Source organism: Streptomyces sp. MAR4 CNX-425 (assembly GCF_048656465.1).
Taxonomy (GTDB): domain Bacteria; phylum Actinomycetota; class Actinomycetes; order Streptomycetales; family Streptomycetaceae; genus Streptomyces.
This window is the reverse complement of the sequence record NZ_JBMDLF010000019.1, coordinates 18516-39234: the sequence shown is the minus strand read 5'-3', so window position 1 is coordinate 39234 and position 20719 is coordinate 18516. Positions and strand designations below refer to the sequence as shown.

Below are 20719 nucleotides of genomic sequence, written 5' to 3'. Positions count from 1 at the left end.
CCACCGCGGCCACCCGCCGGACTGCCGACGTCGTGCTCACCGCCACCGGGACCACCGGGCCCGATCGCCGGACAGGCTTGCGGTCGGACGACGTCGGTGCAGCGCTTGATCGCCCAGTTAGAATGCGACATCCAGGGCTTTGAGTGAGGTGACCAAGATCCCCAAACAGGATTATGTGTGACACTCTCCCGCCCAAAGCCCCAAAACGGACTCACTGCACTCGTCTTCCGTACCAACTCGCCCTTGTCAGGAGGTCTCGGTGACCCCGCCCGCCCGACCGGCCGAGCCGACTGGCACCTCTGCGGACCGCGAACGATGGTTCCAGCCGCGGCGCTCCCCGTACCCCTGGGAGCAGGAGGGGCTGGAGCACGTCCGGCAGCTGATGCCCCCAGCCGAGCCCTACCGGGCCTGGGCGACGTTCCAGTTCACCGGCCCCTCCGGCCGGGTGAACGAGTGCGACCTGCTGATCGCGGTGCCCGGCGGGCTCTATCTGGTGGAGCTGAAGGGACATCCGGGCCGGGTGGTGAATCACGGGGACACCTGGCGGTTCCACGACGACCGAGTGCGCTCACTCAAGAACCCACTCCACCTCACCGACCTCAAGGCCAAAGAACTCAAGGGGCAGCTCACCCGGGCGGCACGCGCCGCGGGCGAGGACCCCAGGCGGGTTCCGTTCATCAAGCCGGCCGTCTTCCTGCACGGCACCGGCCTCGTGAGCGGACTCGACGAGTTCCAGCGGATTGCGGTCTACGGGCGCAACGATGTGGAGAGCGGGCTGCCGGGAATCTGGGACGGACTGCTGAGCCTGCCGCCCGAGCGCGAGAGCTGGCGGGTCACCCCGCAGGCCAGCCGGCTCCTCGAAGAACTCATGAAGCGCATCGGGATCAGCCACTCCACCGCCCATCTGCGCTTCGGAGACGACTGGCGCCTCGAACCGCGCGCCCTCGACGGCGGCCCCGGCTGGGAGGACCGGTTCGCGCATCGGGACGACGGGCTGGTCCAGGAAAGCGGCCGGGTGCGGATCTACCTGGCCGGCGAGGCCGCATCGCAGGAGCAACGGCGCAAGGTCGACCGCGCCGCGCGCCGCGAGTACCAGGTGCTGCAGGGCATCAACCACCGCGGCATCGTGCAGGCCACACAGATCCGCGAGCACGTCAGCGGCCCGGCGATCCTGTTCCGGCACCGCCCTTCAGACCTGCAACTCGACGCCTACCTCGACGCGTACGGCGGCCTGCTGTCGCCCGAGGTCCGCCTGGACCTGGTGCGACAGCTCGCCGAGGCGGTGCGCTACGCACACAACCGGTCCCTCTACCACCGGGCCCTGTCCGCACGCTCGGTGTACGTCTCGTCGAAGGAAGACGGCAGAAATCCGGTCCTGCAGATCGCGGACTGGCAGACCGCCGCCCGTGACTTCGAGACCAGCCTCGGCCGCACACTCGGAGACACGCCGCTTGACGCGGAGATGATCGCGGACAGCGCGGAGGTGTACCTCGCCCCCGAAACCGACCAGGAGTTCGCCGATCCGGTCGATCTCGACGTCTTCGGGCTGGGCAGCCTCGCGTACCTGCTGCTCGCCGGAAGCCCGCCGGCCGACCGCCGCACCGCCCTCAAGGACCGGCTGAGAGAAGAGGGCGGACTGCACCTCTACGCGGTCGCCGACGGCGTATCCACCGCCATAGATTCCCTGATCTTCCAGGCCACCGCGGCCGACGTGCGCGACCGCCTGCCCTCGGCAGACGAGTTCCTGCGCCTGCTGGACGCGGCGGAAGCCGACAGCGTCCCGCCCGAAGTACCGGGCGTAGCGTCCGCGGATCCCCTGACGGCCCAGCAGGGCCAGCGTCTTGACGGCAGGTGGACGGTCGTGCGAGTGCTCGGCACCGGTGCTACCGCCCGTGCGCTGCTGGTACGGCCTGCGGTGGACGAGCCGGGTGCCGATACGGACTCCCCCCGGGTCTTCAAGGTGGCGCTGGACCGTGAGAAGGACGCCCGCCTGTACGCGGAGGCCACGGCGCTCAAGGAGGTGGGCGGCGGCCGCGTCGTCAAGCTGCTTGCCGAGCCCCGGGAGATCAGCGGGCACACGATCCTGGAGATCGAGTACGCGGGCGGCTTCCGCTCTGCTGACGACCAGGACCCGGTCAGTCTCGGCTCGCGGCTCCGTGCGCACGGGCCCCTCGGCTACGAGCAGCTTGAGCGCTTCGGCAAGGACCTCTTCGACGCCTTGGACAGCCTCGCCGCCCGCGGGGTGCGCCACCGCGACATCAAGCCTGACAACCTGGGCCTGTTCAAGCGCAACGACGGTTCCTGGCAGCTGATGCTGTTCGACTTCTCCCTGGCGGACGCGTCCGACCTGGACATCCGAGCGGGTACCCGCGGATACCTCGACCCCTTCCTGGGCGGCAGCGGACGCGAGCGCTACGACGACCACGCCGAGCGATACGCCGCCGCGGTGACCCTGCACGAGATGGCCTCGGGCGAGCGCCCGGTGTGGGGCGACGGCCAGAGCGACCCGCTCACCGTGCCGGACGCCGAGCTGTACGTCGCCCGCGAGTTGTTCGACCAGTCGCTCAGCGGCGGCCTGACGGACTTCTTCCGGCGCGCTCTGCACCGCGACGTCGAGCAGCGCTTCGACAGTCTGCACGAGATGCAGGAGGAGTGGCGCCGGCTGTTCCGCACCGCGGATGCGGCGCGGCCGGCCACCACGCCTGCCACAGTGCGCCTGACGGGCGAGGACATCGAGGACGTACGGGAGCAGGCCGCCACGGCCGCGGATCTGGAGACGCCGCTGGAGGCCGCGGGCCTGTCTCCACGCGCCGTATCCGTCGCCGCCGCCCTCAACGCCTCGACGGTGAAGGCCCTCCTCGATATCCCGCCGCACACCATCGCCCGCGCCCGCGGCGCCGGCAACGTGGTGCGCAAGGAACTCAACCGCCGCCACCGCCAGTGGACGCAGGTCCTGCGCAGGCGCCCCGCCCCCCGCACGCCGGCGGCGGTCCCGGCGGACGCCCCGGAGGAGGCCCTGGAGTCGGTCGAGACGCTGGCCGCCCGGCTCATGCCCCCCGAGGGAAAGAGCCGTGCGAAGCCCCGACGCGACGTCGTGCTCGCCACGCTGCAACTCCCGGGCGGCGAGCGACTGGAACCGTGGCCGGCCCAGCCCGCCATCGCCAGGGCCCTGGGGATCAGTCAGCCCACCGTCTCTCAGCACCAGTTGGCCGCGATCGGGCAGTGGGCCGCCCTGCCCTGGCTGGCCCGCATCCGCAGGGAACTGGTGGCCGTGCTCTCCGAGCAGGGCAGGGTCATGACCGCCGGGGAACTGGCCGCCGAGCTGCGTGCCCGGCACGGGGCGGGCGACGGCGCTCCCGCCGACACCCTGGCCCAGGCCATGGCCGTGGTCCGGGCCGCCGCGGACACCGAAGCCCGCAAACGGGACGAGGACGCCGGCCCCGGCGCCGAGGACACCGCTGCCCGGCTGGCCGTCCTGCGGCGGGGTGGACGGGTGGTACTCGCTCTGGAGGACCTGCCCGACACCGAGGAGCCGACGCCCGCGGAACTGGCCGACTACGCGACCGCGCTCGGCGAGGCGGCACGCCGGATCGCCGACCTGGAACCGTTGCCGGGGCGGGCGACGGTCCTGCGCGAACTCCGGGCGGTGCCCGCCCCGGAAGGACTGGCGACGCTGGCCGACACCCGCCTCGTCGATCTCGCGGCGGCCATGGCCGGGGGCGTCGCCGTCTCGCCGCGCCTGGAACTCTTCCCGCTGGATCTGAGTCTGGTCCGGGCGCTTCGCATCTCCCAGGCGCCCGCGGGAGTGCGCGACGGCGGCATCAGCACCGCGGACCTCCTCACCCGGATCCGCGTCCGGTTCCCCGGGCTCACGGCATTGACAGACATCACGTACGTGGAGCTGGACGAGGCGCTGGCCGAGGCGGAGTTCCCGCTCGCGTACGACAGCCAGCGCAAGCGGTTCATGCCCAAGGTGCGCGGCACGGCCGGGGAGAGCGCCGGGCCGACGGTCTCGGAGCCGGTCCGCACAGAAGCGCTGATGGCAGCGGCACACCGGGACCTGGGACGGGACCCGCGCCGGGTGCTGGAGGCGCGGCTGCGGGCGGCACACCGGCGCGGCGGCTTCCTCGCCCTCACCCTCAGGGGCGCCGAGCTGCCGGACGTGGCGGCCCGACTGGCGGAGCGGTTCGGCGTCGTGCCCGTCTCCCTCGACGACCTCTTCCTGACGGCGCTGCGGCAGCTGGCCGAAGAGCAGGGGGTCGAATGGCAGGCGCTGCTGCGCGCGGACGGCACGTTCACCACCTCGGGCTCTCTCGGAGCGGGCCTCTCCTCCTACGCGCGGGCCGCGTCCGAGCGGGTCGTCGCGCGTGCCGTCGCCCTGGCGGAACAGTCGGGCCCGCGTACGGTGCTCCTCCTGCACGAGGCCGCGCTCACCGCCCGCTACTGGGACGCCGGCGGCCGTGAGCTTCTGGTCGCGCTACAGGGGGCCGCCAGGCGTCCGGCGGACACCCCGCACGGCCTGTGGCTGCTGGTCCCCATGGAGGACCCGGAGGCGTCGCCGGCACTGGACGGACGGACGGTGGACGTCGTCGACCGGGTGAGCGAGTGGGCGGTCCTCGACCGTCTGTCCCTGAAGGACCTGCGGAACGGGTCCGCAAAGGCAGGAGCGTTGGCGGGCAGCGGCTGACGCGAGCCCGCCCGCGCGGGCCCGGGATGCGTACCGGCAGGGGCGGGGGTGTGGTGCGCGGGTTACGGAAAGCCGGCGGAGCCGGGCTGGCAGTATGGCTACGCACTATCCCGTACGGTCGAAATGTCTGAAAGAGAAGGGTTCGCCGGTGTCGACGGAGAAAACCCGGACCGCCGAGGCAGGTTCGGCGGCTACGCCGCTGAACCATGACGCGCTGCTCAAGGATCTGCAACGGCAGGTAACGCTGCTGGAGCGGGACCTCGGGGAGCGGGCGCAACTGGAGGAGTTCGCCACCGACCTCAAGGCCGAGTACGCCCGCGCGAAGGAGTCGGAACGTATGGCCGCCTCCTACGAGTCGTGGCTCGACGAGCGCCTGGTGCAGATCGCCGCCGCCTGGGTCCTGGCCTGCGTCTTCGTCCGGTTCAGCGAGGACAACGGCCTGATCCCGGACGCCTGGCTCTCCGGCCCGGACGAGCGGCTGGCCGAGGCACAGGACCGCTACGACGACTACTTCCGCACGCACCCGGCCCACAACGACCGCGACTGGCTGCTCGCCGCCTTCCACGAACTCCGCGACGCCCACCCCACAGCGGCGGGCCTCTTCGACAAGCGCTTCAACCCGCTGTGGGAGGTCACCCCGTCGTACACCGCCGCCAGCCGCCTGCTGGCCTTCTGGCGCGAGCGCGGCGCCGACGGCGAGATCCGCCACAACTTCTCCGACGCGAAGCTGGACACCCGTTTTCTCGGCGACCTGTACCAGCACCTCTCCGAACACGCCCGCAAGACGTACGCCCTGCTCCAGACCCCCGTCTTCGTGGAGGAGTTCATCCTCGACCTGACGCTGGAGCCGGCAGTGGAAGAGTTCGGCCTCGACCCGCTCTGGAAGCACAATCCGGTGGGCTGGCGGGGCGAGGCGGACGACGACGGCCAGGTAAGGGGCCTGCGCTGCATCGACCCGGCCTGCGGCTCCGGCCACTTCCTGCTCGGCCTGTTCCAGCGCGTCTTCGACAAGTGGCGCGAACTGGAACCCGGCACGGACCGCTGGGTCCTCATCCGCCGCGCCCTGGAATCCGTCCACGGCGCCGACAAGAACCCGTACGCGGTCTCCATCGCCCGCTTCCGCCTGCTCGTCGCGGCGTTGCAGGCGGGCGGGGTACGGGAGCTGCGGGGAGCGCCGGCCATGCCGATCAGGGTGGCGGTGGGCGATTCGCTGCTGCACGGCCGGGAGGCGGGCCAGGAGGCGGACCCGACGCTGGACGACGCGGAGCGCGAGGTCTTCACGTACCGGACGGAGGACGTGAAGGAGTACGTGCGGGAGGTGGACCTGCTGGGGCGGGGGTCGTACCACGTGGTGGTGGCGAACCCGCCGTATATCACGGTGAAGGACAAGCAGGAGAACCTGAACTACCGGAATGTGTACTGGGCTTGCTCGGGAAAGTACGCGTTGACGGTGCCGTTCGCGCAGAGGATTTTCGAGCTGGCGCTGCGAGCCGGGGGCAGCAGTCAGGACGGGGGCTTCACCGGGCAGATCACGGCGAACTCCTTCATGAAGCGGGAGTTCGGGAAGGTCCTCATCGAGTCGTTCTTCCACGGTCGGCCTTACAAGGACCCGAAGACCAAGCACAAGCGCGACTTCGGCGGCGTGGACCTTACCCACATCATCGATACGTCGGGAGCCTATATTCCGGGGCATGGTACACCGACGGTGATCCTTGCGGGACGGAACCAGGTGACTCGGCAAGCGAGGCCGATTCGCGCGGTGCTGGGCGTGCGGGGTGAGGCCAGCATTCCGGAGGATGGCGCCCTTGGGCCAGTTTGGCTCGCGATCACAGAGCAGGTGAAGAGGCCGGGTAGCGAATCGGAGTGGGTAAGTGTCGAGGATGCGGAACGGGCGCGTTTTGCGTTCTTTCCGTGGTCACTCAGCGGGGGAGGCGCGGGTGCAGTGATTGAGACGGTAGAAAGCCGTGGCGTCCGCCAACTGAAGGACGTCATCGAGTCCACCGGGTTTCATGACATCTTGGGCGAGGACGATGTTTTCGCTGCCGAACACCTCCCCACCCTCTGGAAACAACATCAAGCGGCCCACAAGACCCTCGTCACGGGTGACGCCCTCAGGGATTGGGCCATCAGCACGAACACGGTTGTGCTGTGGCCATATCGAAATGAAACGGCCGACGGCACACTACAGAATACCGCGCTCTTCTGGCCGTACCGAAGCAACTTGAGGGCGGGGTTGACCTTCGGGAAGACTCGCGAAGACCGAGGCATGGCATGGCACGAACACATCATGTTGTCGTGGGATCGCACGAATGCGCCTGCACTCATCTCCTTCTCCTTTGTCGCCACGCATAACCACTTCGTGTTGGACCGTGGCGGGAAGGTCTTCAACAGGTCCGCGCCGGTGATCAAGCTGCCGGAAGGGGTCAGCGAGGAGCAGCACCTGGAGCTGATGGGCGCGCTCAACTCTTCGACCGCCTGCTTCTGGCTGAAGCAGGTGAGCCACGACAAGGGAAGCCAAGGTGTTAACGAGGGGTTCAAGTCTCAAGAGTGGGAACGGTTCTATGAGTTCACGGGCACCAAGCTTCAGGAGTTCCCCGTTCCTGAAACTCTCCCCCTCCCCTTCGCCAGCGAGCTGGACCGGCTTGCGAAGGAACTGGCCAAGCACGAACCCGACAACATCACAGCGTCCAGTGTCCCTACCCGGACCGCGCTGAACGAGGCCCGAGCCGCCCAGCGCCAGATCCGTGCTCGGATGATCCTGCTTCAGGAAGAGCTGGACTGGACCGTCTACGGGGCATACGGCCTCCTCACCCCCAAAGAGGTGGCGGCCACCACTCTGCCTGGCGAGCCCGCCGAGCTGACCGACGCCGACGTTCCGCATCTCGCGCTCGGCCAGCGCGCCTTTGAGATCCTGCTGAAGAGGGACGTCGACGACGGCAAGGCCGAGACTGCCTGGTTCGACCGGCACAGGTCCACCGACACCGCCGTCTCCGAGATCCCGGCGGAATGGCCAGAGGCATACAAGAAGGTCGTGCAGGCCCGGCTCGACATCATCACGTCGAACAAGGACATCCGGCTGATCGAGCGCCCCGAGTACAAGCGCCGGTGGTCCACCGAAGAGTGGGACAAGCGGGAGGCCGCCGCTCTGCGCACGTGGTTGCTGGACGCGGCTGAGCGCAAGGAGCTGTGGTTCGGGGAGCGTGGCGAGTACACCGCGCCCCGCACCCTCACCATCTACCAGCTCGCCGATGCCCTGCGGCACGACAAGGACGTCCAGGCCGTCGCCGCGCTCTACGCCGCCGATCACCTCGGCAACCCCGACGCTCCCCTCGCCACCGTGCTCCAGTCCGTCATCGAGCCCGAGCACGTCCCCTACCTCGCCGCCCTCCGCTACAAGGAGACCGGCCTCCGCAAGCGTGCGCAGTGGGAGCGGGTCTGGGAGCAGCAGCGGGAGGAAGACGACGACGGGGAGCGGCATGAGATCACGGTTCCGCCGAAGTACGCGGGAGCCGACTTCCTCAGGCACTCCTTCTGGTCAAACCGGGGCAAGCTCGACGTGCCGAAGGAGCGGTTCATCTCCTATCCCGGGGCTTCCACCGACGGCGACCCCTCGCTCCTCCTCGGCTGGGCCGGCTGGAACCACCGCGACCAGGCCGAGGCCGTCGTGAACCTCATCACCGACCGCGTCTCCCAGGACGGCTGGGCAAAGGAGGACCCCCGGTTCGTTCCTCTTCTGGCCGGGTTGCAGGAGATCATGCCCTGGGTTCACCAGTGGTACGACGAGCACGACGAGGAGTGGGGCGACAACCCCGCCCGCGAGTTCCAGACCGCGCTGAACGTCGGGTGCGCGGACCGCGGCCTCTCGACGGCCGACCTCCGCGCCTGGCGCCCCGAGAAGCGGGGCCGCGGACGCGCGAAGGCCGCCGAGTAGCGGGATCGCGGTGGGGCGGGCCGTTCAGTCGGGCCCGTCCCCCTCGGTCCCGTCGCCGGGAGATCCCGCTTTCCCGATGACGTAGGTTCCCTTCGCCGGCAGGGTGGCGACGAGCCCGCGTCTTCGCAGCTCCACGATGGCACGACGCACCGTGCCGATGCTCACGCCGTGCAGTTCCGTCATGGCCCGCTCACCCGGGAGCGCGGCGCCCGGCGACAGCTTGCCGGACGCGATGTCGGCGGCGATGGCATCCGCGAGCTTCACGTACTCGTACCGGGGAATCTCTGTCACCCCTTCACGGTGGCGCACTCGAACGCGCTATGCAGTAGCAGGACGCGTTCTGACGCGTCGGAACGCGGTGGAACGCAGTAGGGTGCAGAGGGACGCAGTTGAGGGTATGGTCGTGAACAGAAAGACCCCGGCGAGGTGGATGAGACCTCCCGGGGCGCGGCCAACGCTGACAAGGAGCGTCGACATGCATGACCTTATCTTCCGCATCCCTTCCGGGAAGACGGCCGACTGATGGAGCCGCCCACCCACCTCCGCCTCCTGCCCTGGCTCTCCGCCGAAGGCAAACCCTGTTTCCTGGCCCCCGCCGACAAGGGCGGGTACCTCTCAGCTCTCGCCGACGAGACCGAGTCCCTGCAGATGGACGCGGGCACAGAGGCACTCGTCTGCGCCCGGCGGGTGCTCGACAACCCCTGCGTCCCGAACGTCGAGGTGCGCTACGCGGCCATCCGCCTCGCCGAGTGCCTCGGCGACATCCTGCGGGTGGCGGAGTCCCGCGGACACCGTCTGGCCGCCTCGGCCGCAGCTGCCGCGGCCGAGGACGACGACCCGGTGGAGGACGCCGCGGACGCCTGCTGAGATTTGCCGTGTGATGTCGCCTGGCCCAGCCTTGTGGGCTGCGGAGACGGTCGACGTGCGGGCGACTCCACTCGAAGACCATCAGTTGTCGTCGACTTCGCCGCCGCCCGGGTCCCCCCGGCCGGCGGCGAAGACCTTGCCCGCCCCCGGGCATGCCCTCACCGGCGTCGGCTGCCCCTCACCTCTCGTAGTGGAAACGACATGCCACGACGTGAATGACGTCGTCCTCGTCGATGCGGTACACCAGTCGGTGTTCGGAGTTGATGCGCCGCGACCAGTAGCCGGAGAGGTCGTTCCGCAGCGGCTCGGGTTTGCCGATCCCCTCATGGCCGTTGCGATCGATGTCGGCAATGAGCTGGTTGACCCGCTTCAGCAGCTTTCGGTCATTTGTCTGCCACCACAGGTAATCGCTCCAGCCGTCGTCGAGGAACAGCACCTTCACGCGGCGCCCTGCGCGGGCGGATCATCGGGGTCCACCAGCTCACGGACCGTGCCCCGGCCCGCACGATCCTGCTCGATCGACCTGCGCAGCCGCTCCGCCATCGCGGGCGACCGCAGCAGGTAGTCGGTCTCCTTCAGCGCCTCGTACTCGGCGAGCGAGACGACGACCATCGGCTCATGGCCGGCTCGGGTGATCACCAGCTCCTCGGCGTCGTTTTCGACCGCATCGAGGGCGTCAGCGAGTCCGGCGCGCAGTTCGGTGACACTCATCGTCCTCATGACGTACACGATAGCGTACAGAGAGGGGTGCGGCCCAGGCGTCTCTGCACCCGCCGCCCTGCCCGAGGGCTGGACTACTGGTGATCTTCGAGTGGAGTCGCCCGCGTCGACCGTCTCCGCAGCCCACAGGACTGGGCCATGCGACATCACACGGCGAATCTCAGAAACCGTGACCCAGACCGGACCGCCTCACTCCCCGCACTGCCCTCACCCCACCCCCACGGCTGGCAAGATGGTGGCGTGAGGGCGGAGCGCAGGTGGCTGCTGGGCTTCGCCGGGGGTCCGGCCGGACGGCCGGGCGGGACGCTGCGGGTAGCGGGAGCGGTTGATGGGCAAGGGGAGCAACGTCGTACTGCGGGACGTTCTCGACATCAAGGAGGACGCCCACGCAGGCGATTACAAGGTCGAGCTGTCCCGCGGATTCGGCGATGCCACGGCCGGCTCGGTGGACGAATACGTCGTCACCGAGCTGCTGGCCAAGGAGTTCGACAAGGCTCTGAGGCTGGTGCGCGGCGCCGTCCGGAAAGGATCTTCGTACGCCGCCTACCTGCACGGCTCCTTCGGGTCCGGCAAGAGCCACTTCCTCACCGTGCTGCACTCCGTGCTCAACGGCGACCCCGCCGCCCTCGGCAAGCCCCGGCTGCGCGAGGTGATCGCCGAGCACGCCGACTGGCTGCCCGGCCGGAAGTTCCTCATGGTGCCCTACCACCTGATCGGGGCGGCGAACCTGGAGTCCGCGCTGCTCGGCGGCTACGTCAAGGTCGTCCGCGACCGGCATCCCGACGAGTCCACCCCCTCGGTGTACAAGTCGGACGCGCTGCTGGCCGACGCCCGCGCCATGTGGGATTCGGTGGGCGACGAGGCGTTCGCCCGGATGCTCCCCACCGGCGCGGCGGCACCCGCCGAGGACGGGGTCGCGCCCATCGGTTCCGCGCCCGCCGCCTCCTGGACCGGCGCCGACCTCACAGCGGCCTTCAAGGCTCCCGCCGGTGACGAGCGCCGCGAGCGCCTGGTGTCCGCTCTCATCAGCGGGCCCATGAAGTCGTACGCGGCGACCGCGGCCGGGAGCGCGGACGCGTACGTCTCCCTGGACGACGGTCTCAGCGAGATCAGCAAGCACGCCCGTTCGCTGGGTTACGACGGGGTGGTGCTGTTCCTCGACGAGCTGATCCTCTGGCTCCAGGCCCGGATGCGTGACCGCACCTGGGTGAACGAGGAGATCCAGAAGCTCGTCAAGCTCATCGAATCGGACAATCCCGACCGGCCCGTGCCGCTCGTCTCCTTCATCTCCCGCCAGCGGGACCTGTCCCAGCTCGTCGGCAAGGACATCCTCGGCTCCGACGTGCAAAACATGGAACAGGCGCTGGAGTACCTCAAGGAGCGGTTCACCGTCATCAACCTGGAGGACCGTAACCTCCCGGAGATCATCAAGAAGCGGGTGCTCAAGCCCAAGCCGGGGCAGGAAGCGGTGGTGGAAGCCGCCTTCGCCCGCATCGACACGTCGAATCAGCAGGTCAAGGACATCCTGCTCGACGACAAGGGCGTCACGCACGCCGACTGGGACGACTTCCGTGCTGTCTATCCGCTCTCGCCCGCGCTGCTGAACGTGCTCGTCGCGCTCTCCGGGGCGCTCCAGCGGGAGCGCAGCGGTCTGAAGATCGTCCAGCAGCTGCTGGAGAACAACGCGGATGCCCCGCTCGGCCGGCTCATCCCGCTCGGCGACCTCTGGGACGTGCTCAACGACGGCACCGGGGCCGCGTTCACCGACGAACTCAAACACGAGGCGAAGGCGGCCGAGAAGTTCCAGGCCAAGGCCCACCAGTTCCTCCTGGAGAAGTACGGGCAGGCGGACCTCCCCGAATTCCGCGCCGACGAACTCTTCGTCAAGACCATGCTGCTCGCCGCGCTCGCCCCCCGGGTACCCGCGCTGCGCAGGCTGACCGGTGCCCGGCTCGCCGCCCTCAACCACGGCTCCGTCCACTCGCGGACCGTGCCCGTGGGCGACAAGGTCGTGGTGCGGATGCGGTCGCTGCAGGGCCAGTTCCCCACCGAGGTGCGCACCGAGGGCGAGACCGACCCCGTCTTCTCGATGCACCTCTCCGACCTGGACATCGAGCCCCTGCTCGACGCCGTGGCCGGAGAGGACAAGGACGGCGCGCGCCGCGTGTGGGTCCGCGACCGGCTGTGGGAACTCTTCGGCGTCCGGCAGGGGCACATCATCGACGAGAAGGACATCGTCTGGCGGGGCACCAAGCGCACCGTGGAGTTCGTCTTCGGGAACGTACGCGACACGCAGAAGCTGCCCGACGAGCAGTTCACGCCCCTCACCGAGGGCAACGTCCGGTTCGTCGTCGACTACCCCTTCGACGAGGACGGCGGCTACCCCACGTACGACTACCAGCGGGTCAAGGAACTCCAGCAGAGCGGCGTCGACGCACCCACCCTGGTGTGGCTGCCCGACTTCTTCTCCGAGCACCGCAAGGTCCAGCTCGGGCGGCTGATGCGGATCTCGTACCTGCTGGAGCGCAACCGGCTGGGCGACTACACGCGCAACTACGCCCCCGACGACCGCGAGAAGGCGCGGCGCCAGCTGGAGCTGGGCCGTGAGGCGCTCACCAGCACACTGGTGGACGCGCTCGGCGAGGTGTACGGCATCTCCCAGCCCCAGGAGGACACCAAAGCCGCCGAAGTGGTCGACGGCCGCCACGTACTGTCCCTGCTGCCGACGTTCCAGCGCCCCGAGCCCGAGGGCGGCAAGTCGTTCGCCGACAACGTGCTCCACCTCGCCGACGGCGTCTTCGGCGCGCTGTACGACAAGCACCCGGACTTCGGCCCCGACTCTCGCGGGCAGCGCAAGGCCGTCACCACGGGCGAGCTGCGGACCGCCCTGGAGTGGGTCACGCGGGCCATGGACACGGACGGGCGCGTCGACATCGACACCTCCCAGAACGGGGCCGTGGTCAAGCGCATCGTGGAGCCCCTGGAGGTCGGCACCGTCCACGACGGGCCGCTCGTCCTGCGGTCGGACTGGCGCAGCCGCATCAACCAGGCCGCGGCCAGGAACGGGGAGCGAGGTCCTCTCGACGTCGAGCACATCCGCCGCTGGATCGCCGACGACCTCGGTTACACCGGCCTCGACAAGCAGACCGCGAACTTCCTCATCGCCGTGTACGCCCTGCTCGACGACCGGGCGTGGGTGTTCCACTCCGGCCCGGAGAAGGCGGCACCCGACCTGATGGCGATCGGGCACGGATGGGCGCTGCGCTCCCAGCCGCTGCCCGGGAAGGACGCGTACGAGGCCGCCAGGGACCAGGCCGCGCGCCTGTTCGGGGTCCCGTCCAAGCCGAGCCCGTACGCGCGAAACGTCAACCAGCTCGCGGAGGACGTCCGCGCCAAGGCGAAGGAGTTCGAAGAGAACGTGCAGGGCGTCCGCACCACGCTGGACCGGCGCGCCGCTCTGCTCGGTCTCGACGGCGCCGGCACCGCCCCGCGTGTTGCAGTGCTGCGGGAAGCGCACGGGCTGCTGGCCCGGCTCGGCCGGCACCCGGCCGACGCGACCGCCCTGGTGGAGGAGCTGGCCACCGCCTCGTACGAGACTCCCCACAAGGAGCTGGCGCACGCGATGTCGAGCGCCAAGGGCGTGCTGGACGCACTGGACGAGACCGACTGGCGGGTCCTGCAGAACGTGCGCAACCTCAGGGACAGGGACGACGGCATCGGGGACCGTGCCGGCCGGCTGCTCACCCAGCTCGCCGAGGCTGCCCGCGTTCCCGAGTTCGAGCGGTCGCTGGTGCCGGTGCTCCGCGATGCGCGGGAAGCCGGTATGGCCATCGTCGAAGCGGCGCTCAAGGTGGAAAATGGGGCCCCGGTGACGCCGGAGCCGCCCGCCACCGGCGCGGAAGGGGTCCCGCTGACGGACGGGAATCCGTCGGTACCCTCGCAGCCGTTCCTCCCGCGTCCCGGCGGCGGGCAGACCTCCGGGACGGACTCGGCGACCCCGGCGGGCGGGGGCTCTTCGGCCCGCGCCGCCCGCAGGGTCATCGGCGGGGAGAACAGCGCGCTGGAGACGCTGCTGGCGAGCGAGCTGGCCGCCGTGCGGCGGGAGATCGAGGAGTTCCGCTCCGCTCATCCGGACACCGAGGTGGAGATCATCTGGCAGCCTGTCGGCGGCCCGGTACGTCAGGCGCCGGACGTACCGGGATCCGCCGCCGCGTCCGACACCGGCGGTGAGCCCACCGGCGAGAACGCCGGAGACACCCGCTGATGGCCGCACGCCCCGTCGTAGGCCGGCGCGCTATCGAGGTGCTCCTGCAAACCGAGCTGCCGCGGGCCGGCGGACGGCGGCTCGTCCTGGTCGACGCCGCGTACGAAGACCGGGGGGAGGAAACGGAGTTCACCGTCGAGATCGAGGGACGGGCCCGTCGCGTGCACGTCACCGACCAGGACTCCCTGCTCGGCATCGCCGACGCCTGGCGCTGTCACCGTGCCGAGGCGGACCCGGGCGGTGACAGCGTCCTCGTCGTCACCGGGCACGTCCCCGCCGGCCAACTGGGCTGGGACCTGCGGGCGCACGCCGTACGGCGCAATCCCCTGCCCGTCGACCGGGCCGACATCGTCAAGCAGATCTTCGGCGCCGCCGACCTGGACAGCCGCATGGTCGGGGAGCGCTGGCTCCTTGACGCGCTGCTGGAGGCCGAGCCGGTCGAGGGCTGGCCGCGGGCGGGCGCCGTCCTCACCCGCGACCGGGCGGTGCGGGCACTGCTCGCCGCCCGTCTCGGACTCGGCGACACCACCTCCGAGACTCTCGACCTCGACGCCGACACCCTGTTCAGCTGGTCGCGTACGCCTACGGGCCCGGCGCGCTACGCGGAGTTGCCGGACGCTGAGCGCACCGGAGTCGCCGAATGGCTGGAGCAGTCCGTAGGGCCGGTCGTGCCCACGCTGCTGGCTCTCGCCGCCGACGGGCGCGGCGCTGACGCCCTGCCGCTGGGGGCGCTCGCTTCGGCCGCACTTTCCGCACCGGCGACGGAGGCCGCCGGGTTCGCCCTGGGCACCCTCTTCGGCTCGGCGCTCTCCTCCTTCGAGGCGCTGCGGCCCTTCGCGGACGCTGCCACGGGGGTGCTCACGCGCTGGATCGCCCAGGCCGAAGGCAGCGGGCCGCAGCGGCGGGAAGCGCGCGACCGCGCCCTTGACGTCCTCGACCACGCCGACCGGCTCGCCGCCGAGGCCAGGCTCAGTCCTCTCATCGGTACGGACCGGCTGCTCCCCTCCGGCTATCAGGCCCGGCTGCGCCACCTGGCCGCCGCCCTCGACGGGTCGGCGGAACCCGCCGAGGCGGCCCTGCGGGAGCTGGCAGAGCACCACCTCAGCGGCCTCTACGCCGAGTCCACCGACATGGCACGCACCGCCGTGCGCCTGGTGCGCTGGACGCAGTCGCCGCTGCCGCCGGTGGAGTCGGTGGCCCAGGGTGTGCGCACGCACCTGGCCTCCTCCAGTTGGGCCGACCTCGCCGTGGGCATCCTGTGCGAAGGAGAGATGTCCTGGGACCAGTCCGTCGCGGTCGCGTACCAGCGGCTGATCGAAACCGCCCGTGCCCGCCGCGGGCGGCTCGACGAGGCGTTCGCCCGCAGGCTCGCCGTATGGACGGAAACGGCGTCCCAGCAGGCCCCCGCGGGGGCTCTGCTCATTGAGAACGTGCTCGCGGAGGCAGCCGCGCCGCTGGCCCGCGACGGCGGCAGGCCGCTGATCATCGTCCTGGACGGCATGAGTGCCGACATAGCGGTCCAGCTCGCGGACGAACTCGACCGGCAGGGCTGGACCGAAGTGGTGCCCAGCCCGCCGGCGGGCGCGGAGGCCGCGCGGCAGGCCGCGGTGTCGATGCTGCCGTCCGTGACGAGGGGCAGCCGCACCTCGCTCCTGTGCGGCCAGCCGGCCGTGGGGGGCCAGGACAAGGAGCGGGCGGGATTCGCCGCCTTCTGGAAGAAGCGTCATCGGCAGGCGCGTCTCTTCCACAAGGGTGATTACGAAGGCCCGCCCGGTCACCGGCTGGCACCGGAACTGCTCGACGTCCTTGCCACCGACGATGTCGTCGCCGTCGTCGTCAACACCATCGATGACGCGCTGGCCGACGGCCGCGAAGGCAGCGGCGACCGGTGGTCCGTCGGCGATATCGGCAAACTGCGCGACCTGCTGAACGCGGCGAAGCAATACGGCCGGCCGGTTGTTCTCGTGTCCGACCACGGCCACGTTCTCGACCGCTCCCCGCGTGAGCAGGGACGAACCGACGCAGAGAGGGCGGAGAGCGCCCGCTGGCGTACCGGCACCCCCGGCGACGGCGAGATCCACGTGGCCGGTCCGCGCGTGCAGGGCGGCGCCGGGCCGGTCGTCCTGCCGTGGCGTGAAGACATCCGCTACACCACCCGGAGGGCCGGGTATCACGGCGGCGCCTCCCTCGCCGAGGTGACCGTACCTGTGATCACCTTGGTACGGAACGCCGAGCAGATCCCCTCGGGCTGGACTCTGCTGCCGGTCGAGCAGGTCGCGCCCGGCTGGTGGCGGGACGGGGACGAGAGCGTGCCCGACACCGCCGCCCCCGCCGAGCCCCCGGGCGGCACGCGGCGCAAGAAGCGGGCAGAGCCGCAGAGCGAAGGCATCTTCATGGTGCCCGGCCAGGGCACCGCGGGCGAGCGAACCGTACAGTCGCCTCCGTACCGGGAGCAGCGCAAGTTCGTGCGGCAGGCGCCGAAAGACAAGGCGGTCACCGCCGCACTCGACGCGCTGGTCGCGGCCGGCGGCAAGCTGTCGCCCGGCGCGGTGGCGGCCGCGGCCCAGACGGCCACCGGCAGGTCGCAGCGCAACCCGGAGCGATTCGTCACCGTTCTGGAGCGCCTCCTCAACATCGACGGCTACCCCGTACTCCAGCTGATCGAGTCCGGACGCACCGTCCAGCTGGACAGGGCGCTGCTCGGCCAGCAGTTCCTGGGAGAGTGACCACATGGGGACACCTGGACCCGAGGTCAGCGCCGCGCGCAGGCGGGACGTGATCGACGCCTTGCGGCGTGGCACGGTGCCACAGGCCGGCCTCGGGCTGTTCGCCGTCGGCCTGCAGCGCTTCGAAGCCGCCCTCGACGACGACCTGGCCACCGCGGCCCGGGGCGGCTCCGCCTTCCACGCGCTGCGCGGCGAGTACGGCTCGGGCAAGACGTTCTTCGCCCGCTGGCTCGCCGAACGGGCCAAGCGGAACGGCCTCGCCGTGAGCGAAGTCCAGATCTCCGAGACCGAAACCCCCCTGCATCGTCTGGAAACCGTCTACCGCAGGCTCATCGAACGCCTCACCACGGCCACGCACCAACCGTCCGCGCTCCGGCCGGTCATCGACTCCTGGTTCTACGCCCTGGAGGAGGAGGTCCTCGACGGTGGCGACATCGCCGACGACGACGAGGCCGCACTGGCCCAAGCGGTCGACGAGCTGCTGGAGCGCCGGCTCGCCGAGGTCGCCCGAACCACACCGGCCTTCTCCGCGGCGCTGCGCGGCTACCGGCGGGCGGTGGCGGACGGTGACGGCGCGCATGCTGAGGCGCTGATCGCCTGGCTCGGCGGACAGCGGTCCGTCGCGGCCTCCGCGAAGCGGGCGGCAGGCGTCAGGGGCGACCTCGACCACTTCGCCGCCCTCGGCTTCCTCCAAGGCTTGCTGACAGTCCTCCGGGACTGCGGTCACCCCGGACTGCTCCTCGTCCTCGACGAGGTGGAAACCCTCCAGCGCGTCCGCGGTGACGTGCGGGAGAAGTCCCTCAACGCGCTGCGCCAGTTCCTCGACGAGATCGACGCGGCGCGTTTCCCCGGTCTGTTCCTTGTCGTCACCGGCACCCCCGCCTTCTACGACGGACAGCAGGGCATCCAGCGTCTGGCCCCGCTGGCCCAGCGCCTGGCCACGGACTTCACGACCGAGCCTCGCTTCGACTCCCCCCGCGCGGTCCAGCTCCGCCTCCCCGGTTTCGACCTGACGTCGCTCGGCGAACTCGGACGCAAGGTGCGGGACCTGTACGCGGGAGCCGCCCGGCACCCCGAGCGCATCACCGGCCGCGTGGACGACGGCTACCTCGACGAACTGGCCCGTGCGGTCACCGGGTCCCTGGGCGGCAAAGTCGGCGTCGCTCCCCGCCTGTACCTCCGCAAGCTCGTCGCCGACGTCCTGGACCGGGTCGACGAGTTCGCGGACTTCGACCCGAGGGCGCACTACGCGCTCACGCTGCACTCCTCGGAACTCGACGAGGCCGAACGCAGCGCGGCCGCCGGCGCCGGGGACGTCAAACTGAACATCGACGCAGACCTTGACCGGGAGCCGTCGTGACAGAGAGGGCCGATCCGTTCGACCTCCTCGACCCCGTTCTCGGCCATCACATCGTCAACACCCTCGGCTGGCGCTCACTACGCCCCCTGCAGGAAGACGCGATCAAGCCCCTCCTCGCCGGTGACGACGCCCTGCTCCTCGCCCCCACCGCGGGGGGAAAGACCGAGGCAGCGGCTTTTCCGCTGTTGACCCGCATGAACCGGCACGGCTGGAAAGGCACCAGCGTGCTGTACGTGTGCCCGCTCAAGGCCCTGCTCAACAACCTGCACCCTCGCCTGCGCGCGTACGCGTCGTGGGTGGGCCGCACCGCCGAGCTGTGGCACGGAGACGTGACCACGGGGCAACGGCGCCGCATTCTCACCGGTCGCCCCGACATCCTCCTGACTACACCGGAGTCCCTGGAATCCATGCTGGTCAGCACGCATGTCGACCACCGGGCGTTCTTCGCTGGACTGCATGCCGTGGTGATCGACGAGGTGCACGCCTTCGCAGGTGACGACCGCGGCTGGCACCTGCTGGCGGTGCTGGAACGACTGAGCAGCCTCATCGGGCGGCCACTTCAGCGGGTCGGCCTCTCGGCCACCATCGGCAATCCCGGGGAACTGCTGACCTGGCTACAGGGATCGAGCCGGGCCCTACGCCCCGCCCGCGTGGTGGCACCTCACCTCGTTCCGCCCACCGGCACCGTCCCGTCGACGGGAGACCGAGCCCTCAAGGGAGCACCCCCGGGAGACATCGAACTCGACTACGTCGGCTCCCTCGCGAACGCCGCGACGGTGATCACGGCTCTGCACCGCGGCGAGAAGCGGCTCGTCTTCTGCGAAAGCCGGCGCGCGGTCGAGGAACTGGGCGAACAGCTGCGCCTGCGGGGCGTGACCACGTTCCTGTCGCACGCTTCGCTGTCGATGGACGAGCGGCGACGCGCCGAGGCCGCCTTCGCCGACGCACGCGACTGCGTGATCGTCTCCACCAGCACCCTGGAACTCGGCATCGACGTGGGAGATCTGGACCGCGTCATCCAGCTCGACGCGCCGAACACCGTCGCCTCGTTCCTCCAGCGTCTCGGCCGCAGCGGGCGCCGTTCCGGCACCACACGCAATTGTCTCTTCCTGGCGCTGGGCAGCGAAGGGTTGCTCTCCGCGGCGGCGCTGCTCCTGCAGTGGGCCCGTGGCTGGGTGGAGCCCGTGGTCGCTCCCCCCGAGCCCCGCCACCTGGTGGCCCAGCAGTTGCTGGCACTCTGCCTGCAGGAACACCGAGTCGGAACGAATCTGTGGCACGAATGGTGGGGCGGCATGGGCCCTTTCGGGCCGGGCGCGACCCCGATCACACGTCACTTGGTCGAGCAGGGATACCTGGAACTGGACGGAGAGCTGCTCTTCATCGGTCCCGAAGCCGAACGCCGCTACGGGCACCGTCACTTCATGAACCTGACGGCGGTGTTCACCGCTCCACCGGAGTTCACCGTGTACAACGGCCGCACCGAAATCGGCCGCACCGACCCCGACCTGCTGACCGAAGAGGTCGAAGGCCCGCGCAAGCTGCTCCTCGCGGGTCGCAGCTGGCTGGTAACGTACGTTGACTGGAAGCGCAAGCGCTGTTTCGTGGAGCCCTCCGACGCGGGTGGACGCGCCCGGTGGAGCGGCTTCGGAGCCGAGCGCATCCGCTCCTTCATCCTTACCCGCGCCGCCCGCGACGTCCTGCTCGGCGAGAACCCGCCGGTCCGCCTGACGGGACGGGCCAAGGCCAAACTCGCCGAGGCCCGCAACACGCACCTCCACACCGTCCACCCCGGCGGGACCGTTATCCTTCGCCACTCCGAGGGAGACGTCCGCTGGTGGACGTGGGCAGGCCATCGCGCAAACGCCACGTTGGCCGCCTCGTTGTCTACCGTGGTGGCTCCCCATCGGCGCGTCAACGACCAGTGGATCCCCCTCCGGGACGACGAGGACACGGCGGCCCGGCAGCGGGCCTTCGCAGACGCCCGAGAAAGACTGTGCCTGCCCGAAGTCGACGGGCGCGCCGTGCGCGGCCTGAAGTTCGGGGAGGCCCTTCCGCCCCGACTCGCTGAAGCCACACTCGCTGCCCGCATGGCAGACGAGATGAGCGCGGCCGAGGTTCTGACAGAGCCGGTCCGCTTGGGCAGAAGTATGGATGCGTAGCGTGC

General features: G+C 70.3%; 10 protein-coding genes. 7 read left to right on the top strand and 3 right to left on the bottom strand.

Going from position 1 to position 20719, the window contains the following annotated elements:
- The first annotated feature begins 259 nt into the window (after positions 1 to 259).
- Together pglW and pglX are read left to right on the top strand one after the other, a co-directional pair.
- Entirely contained in the window at positions 260 to 4687 is a 4428-nt protein-coding gene (gene pglW / locus ACHZ99_RS32565) for a BREX system serine/threonine kinase PglW (RefSeq protein WP_420308444.1), read from the top strand.
- A 148-nt stretch (positions 4688 to 4835) separates the two neighbouring features.
- Positions 4836 to 8618: a BREX-2 system adenine-specific DNA-methyltransferase PglX gene (gene pglX / locus ACHZ99_RS32560; RefSeq protein WP_420308443.1), complete on the top strand. Its 3783-nt coding sequence runs from the start codon at positions 4836 to 4838 to the stop codon at positions 8616 to 8618.
- A gap of 24 nt (positions 8619 to 8642) precedes the next feature.
- Here pglX and ACHZ99_RS32555 read toward each other — a convergent pair whose 3' ends face one another.
- A complete protein-coding gene (locus ACHZ99_RS32555) occupies positions 8643 to 8909 on the bottom strand; it encodes a winged helix-turn-helix domain-containing protein (protein ID WP_420308442.1) in 267 nt (88 codons plus the stop codon).
- Positions 8910 to 9140: 231 nt separating this feature from the next.
- Here ACHZ99_RS32555 and ACHZ99_RS32550 point away from each other — a divergent pair, with 231 nt between their 5' ends.
- Entirely contained in the window at positions 9141 to 9485 is a 345-nt protein-coding gene (locus ACHZ99_RS32550) for a hypothetical protein (RefSeq protein WP_420308441.1), read from the top strand.
- Positions 9486 to 9663: 178 nt separating this feature from the next.
- On the opposite strand, the gene ACHZ99_RS32545 is transcribed toward ACHZ99_RS32550, so the two are convergent.
- Both ACHZ99_RS32545 and ACHZ99_RS32540 read right to left on the bottom strand, forming a co-directional pair.
- Complete coding sequence (locus tag ACHZ99_RS32545; protein WP_420308440.1) at positions 9664 to 9927, bottom strand: Txe/YoeB family addiction module toxin; 264 nt, start codon at positions 9925 to 9927, stop codon at positions 9664 to 9666.
- Positions 9924 to 10214: a type II toxin-antitoxin system Phd/YefM family antitoxin gene (locus ACHZ99_RS32540; protein WP_420308439.1), complete on the bottom strand. Its 291-nt coding sequence runs from the start codon at positions 10212 to 10214 to the stop codon at positions 9924 to 9926. Before ACHZ99_RS32540 ends, ACHZ99_RS32545 begins: the two co-directional genes overlap by 4 nt.
- A gap of 319 nt (positions 10215 to 10533) precedes the next feature.
- Here ACHZ99_RS32540 and ACHZ99_RS32535 point away from each other — a divergent pair, with 319 nt between their 5' ends.
- Genes ACHZ99_RS32535 through ACHZ99_RS32520 form a run of 4 tightly spaced genes read left to right on the top strand, consistent with a single transcriptional unit; the run spans position 10534 to position 20714 of the window.
- Positions 10534 to 14469: a hypothetical protein gene (locus ACHZ99_RS32535; RefSeq protein ID WP_420308438.1), complete on the top strand. Its 3936-nt coding sequence runs from the start codon at positions 10534 to 10536 to the stop codon at positions 14467 to 14469.
- Complete coding sequence (pglZ, locus tag ACHZ99_RS32530; protein WP_420308437.1) at positions 14469 to 17195, top strand: BREX-2 system phosphatase PglZ; 2727 nt, start codon at positions 14469 to 14471, stop codon at positions 17193 to 17195. The genes ACHZ99_RS32535 and pglZ overlap by 1 nt, the downstream gene beginning before the upstream one ends.
- Positions 17196 to 17199: 4 nt before the next feature.
- Entirely contained in the window at positions 17200 to 18555 is a 1356-nt protein-coding gene (gene brxD, locus ACHZ99_RS32525) for a BREX system ATP-binding protein BrxD (RefSeq protein WP_420308436.1), read from the top strand.
- Positions 18552 to 20714, top strand: coding sequence for a DEAD/DEAH box helicase (locus tag ACHZ99_RS32520; protein WP_420308435.1), 2163 nt, complete (start codon positions 18552 to 18554; stop codon positions 20712 to 20714). The genes brxD and ACHZ99_RS32520 overlap by 4 nt, the downstream gene beginning before the upstream one ends.
- Positions 20715 to 20719: the final 5 nt, after the last annotated feature.

Coding starts and splice junctions, on each gene's coding strand:
- ACHZ99_RS32535 (WP_420308438.1), top strand. CDS start 10,534: ATGGGCAAGGGGAGCAACGTCGTACTGCGGGACGTTCTCGACATCAAG.
- pglZ (WP_420308437.1), top strand. CDS start 14,469: ATGGCCGCACGCCCCGTCGTAGGCCGGCGCGCTATCGAGGTGCTCCTG.
- ACHZ99_RS32550 (WP_420308441.1), top strand. CDS start 9,141: ATGGAGCCGCCCACCCACCTCCGCCTCCTGCCCTGGCTCTCCGCCGAA.
- brxD (WP_420308436.1), top strand. CDS start 17,200: ATGGGGACACCTGGACCCGAGGTCAGCGCCGCGCGCAGGCGGGACGTG.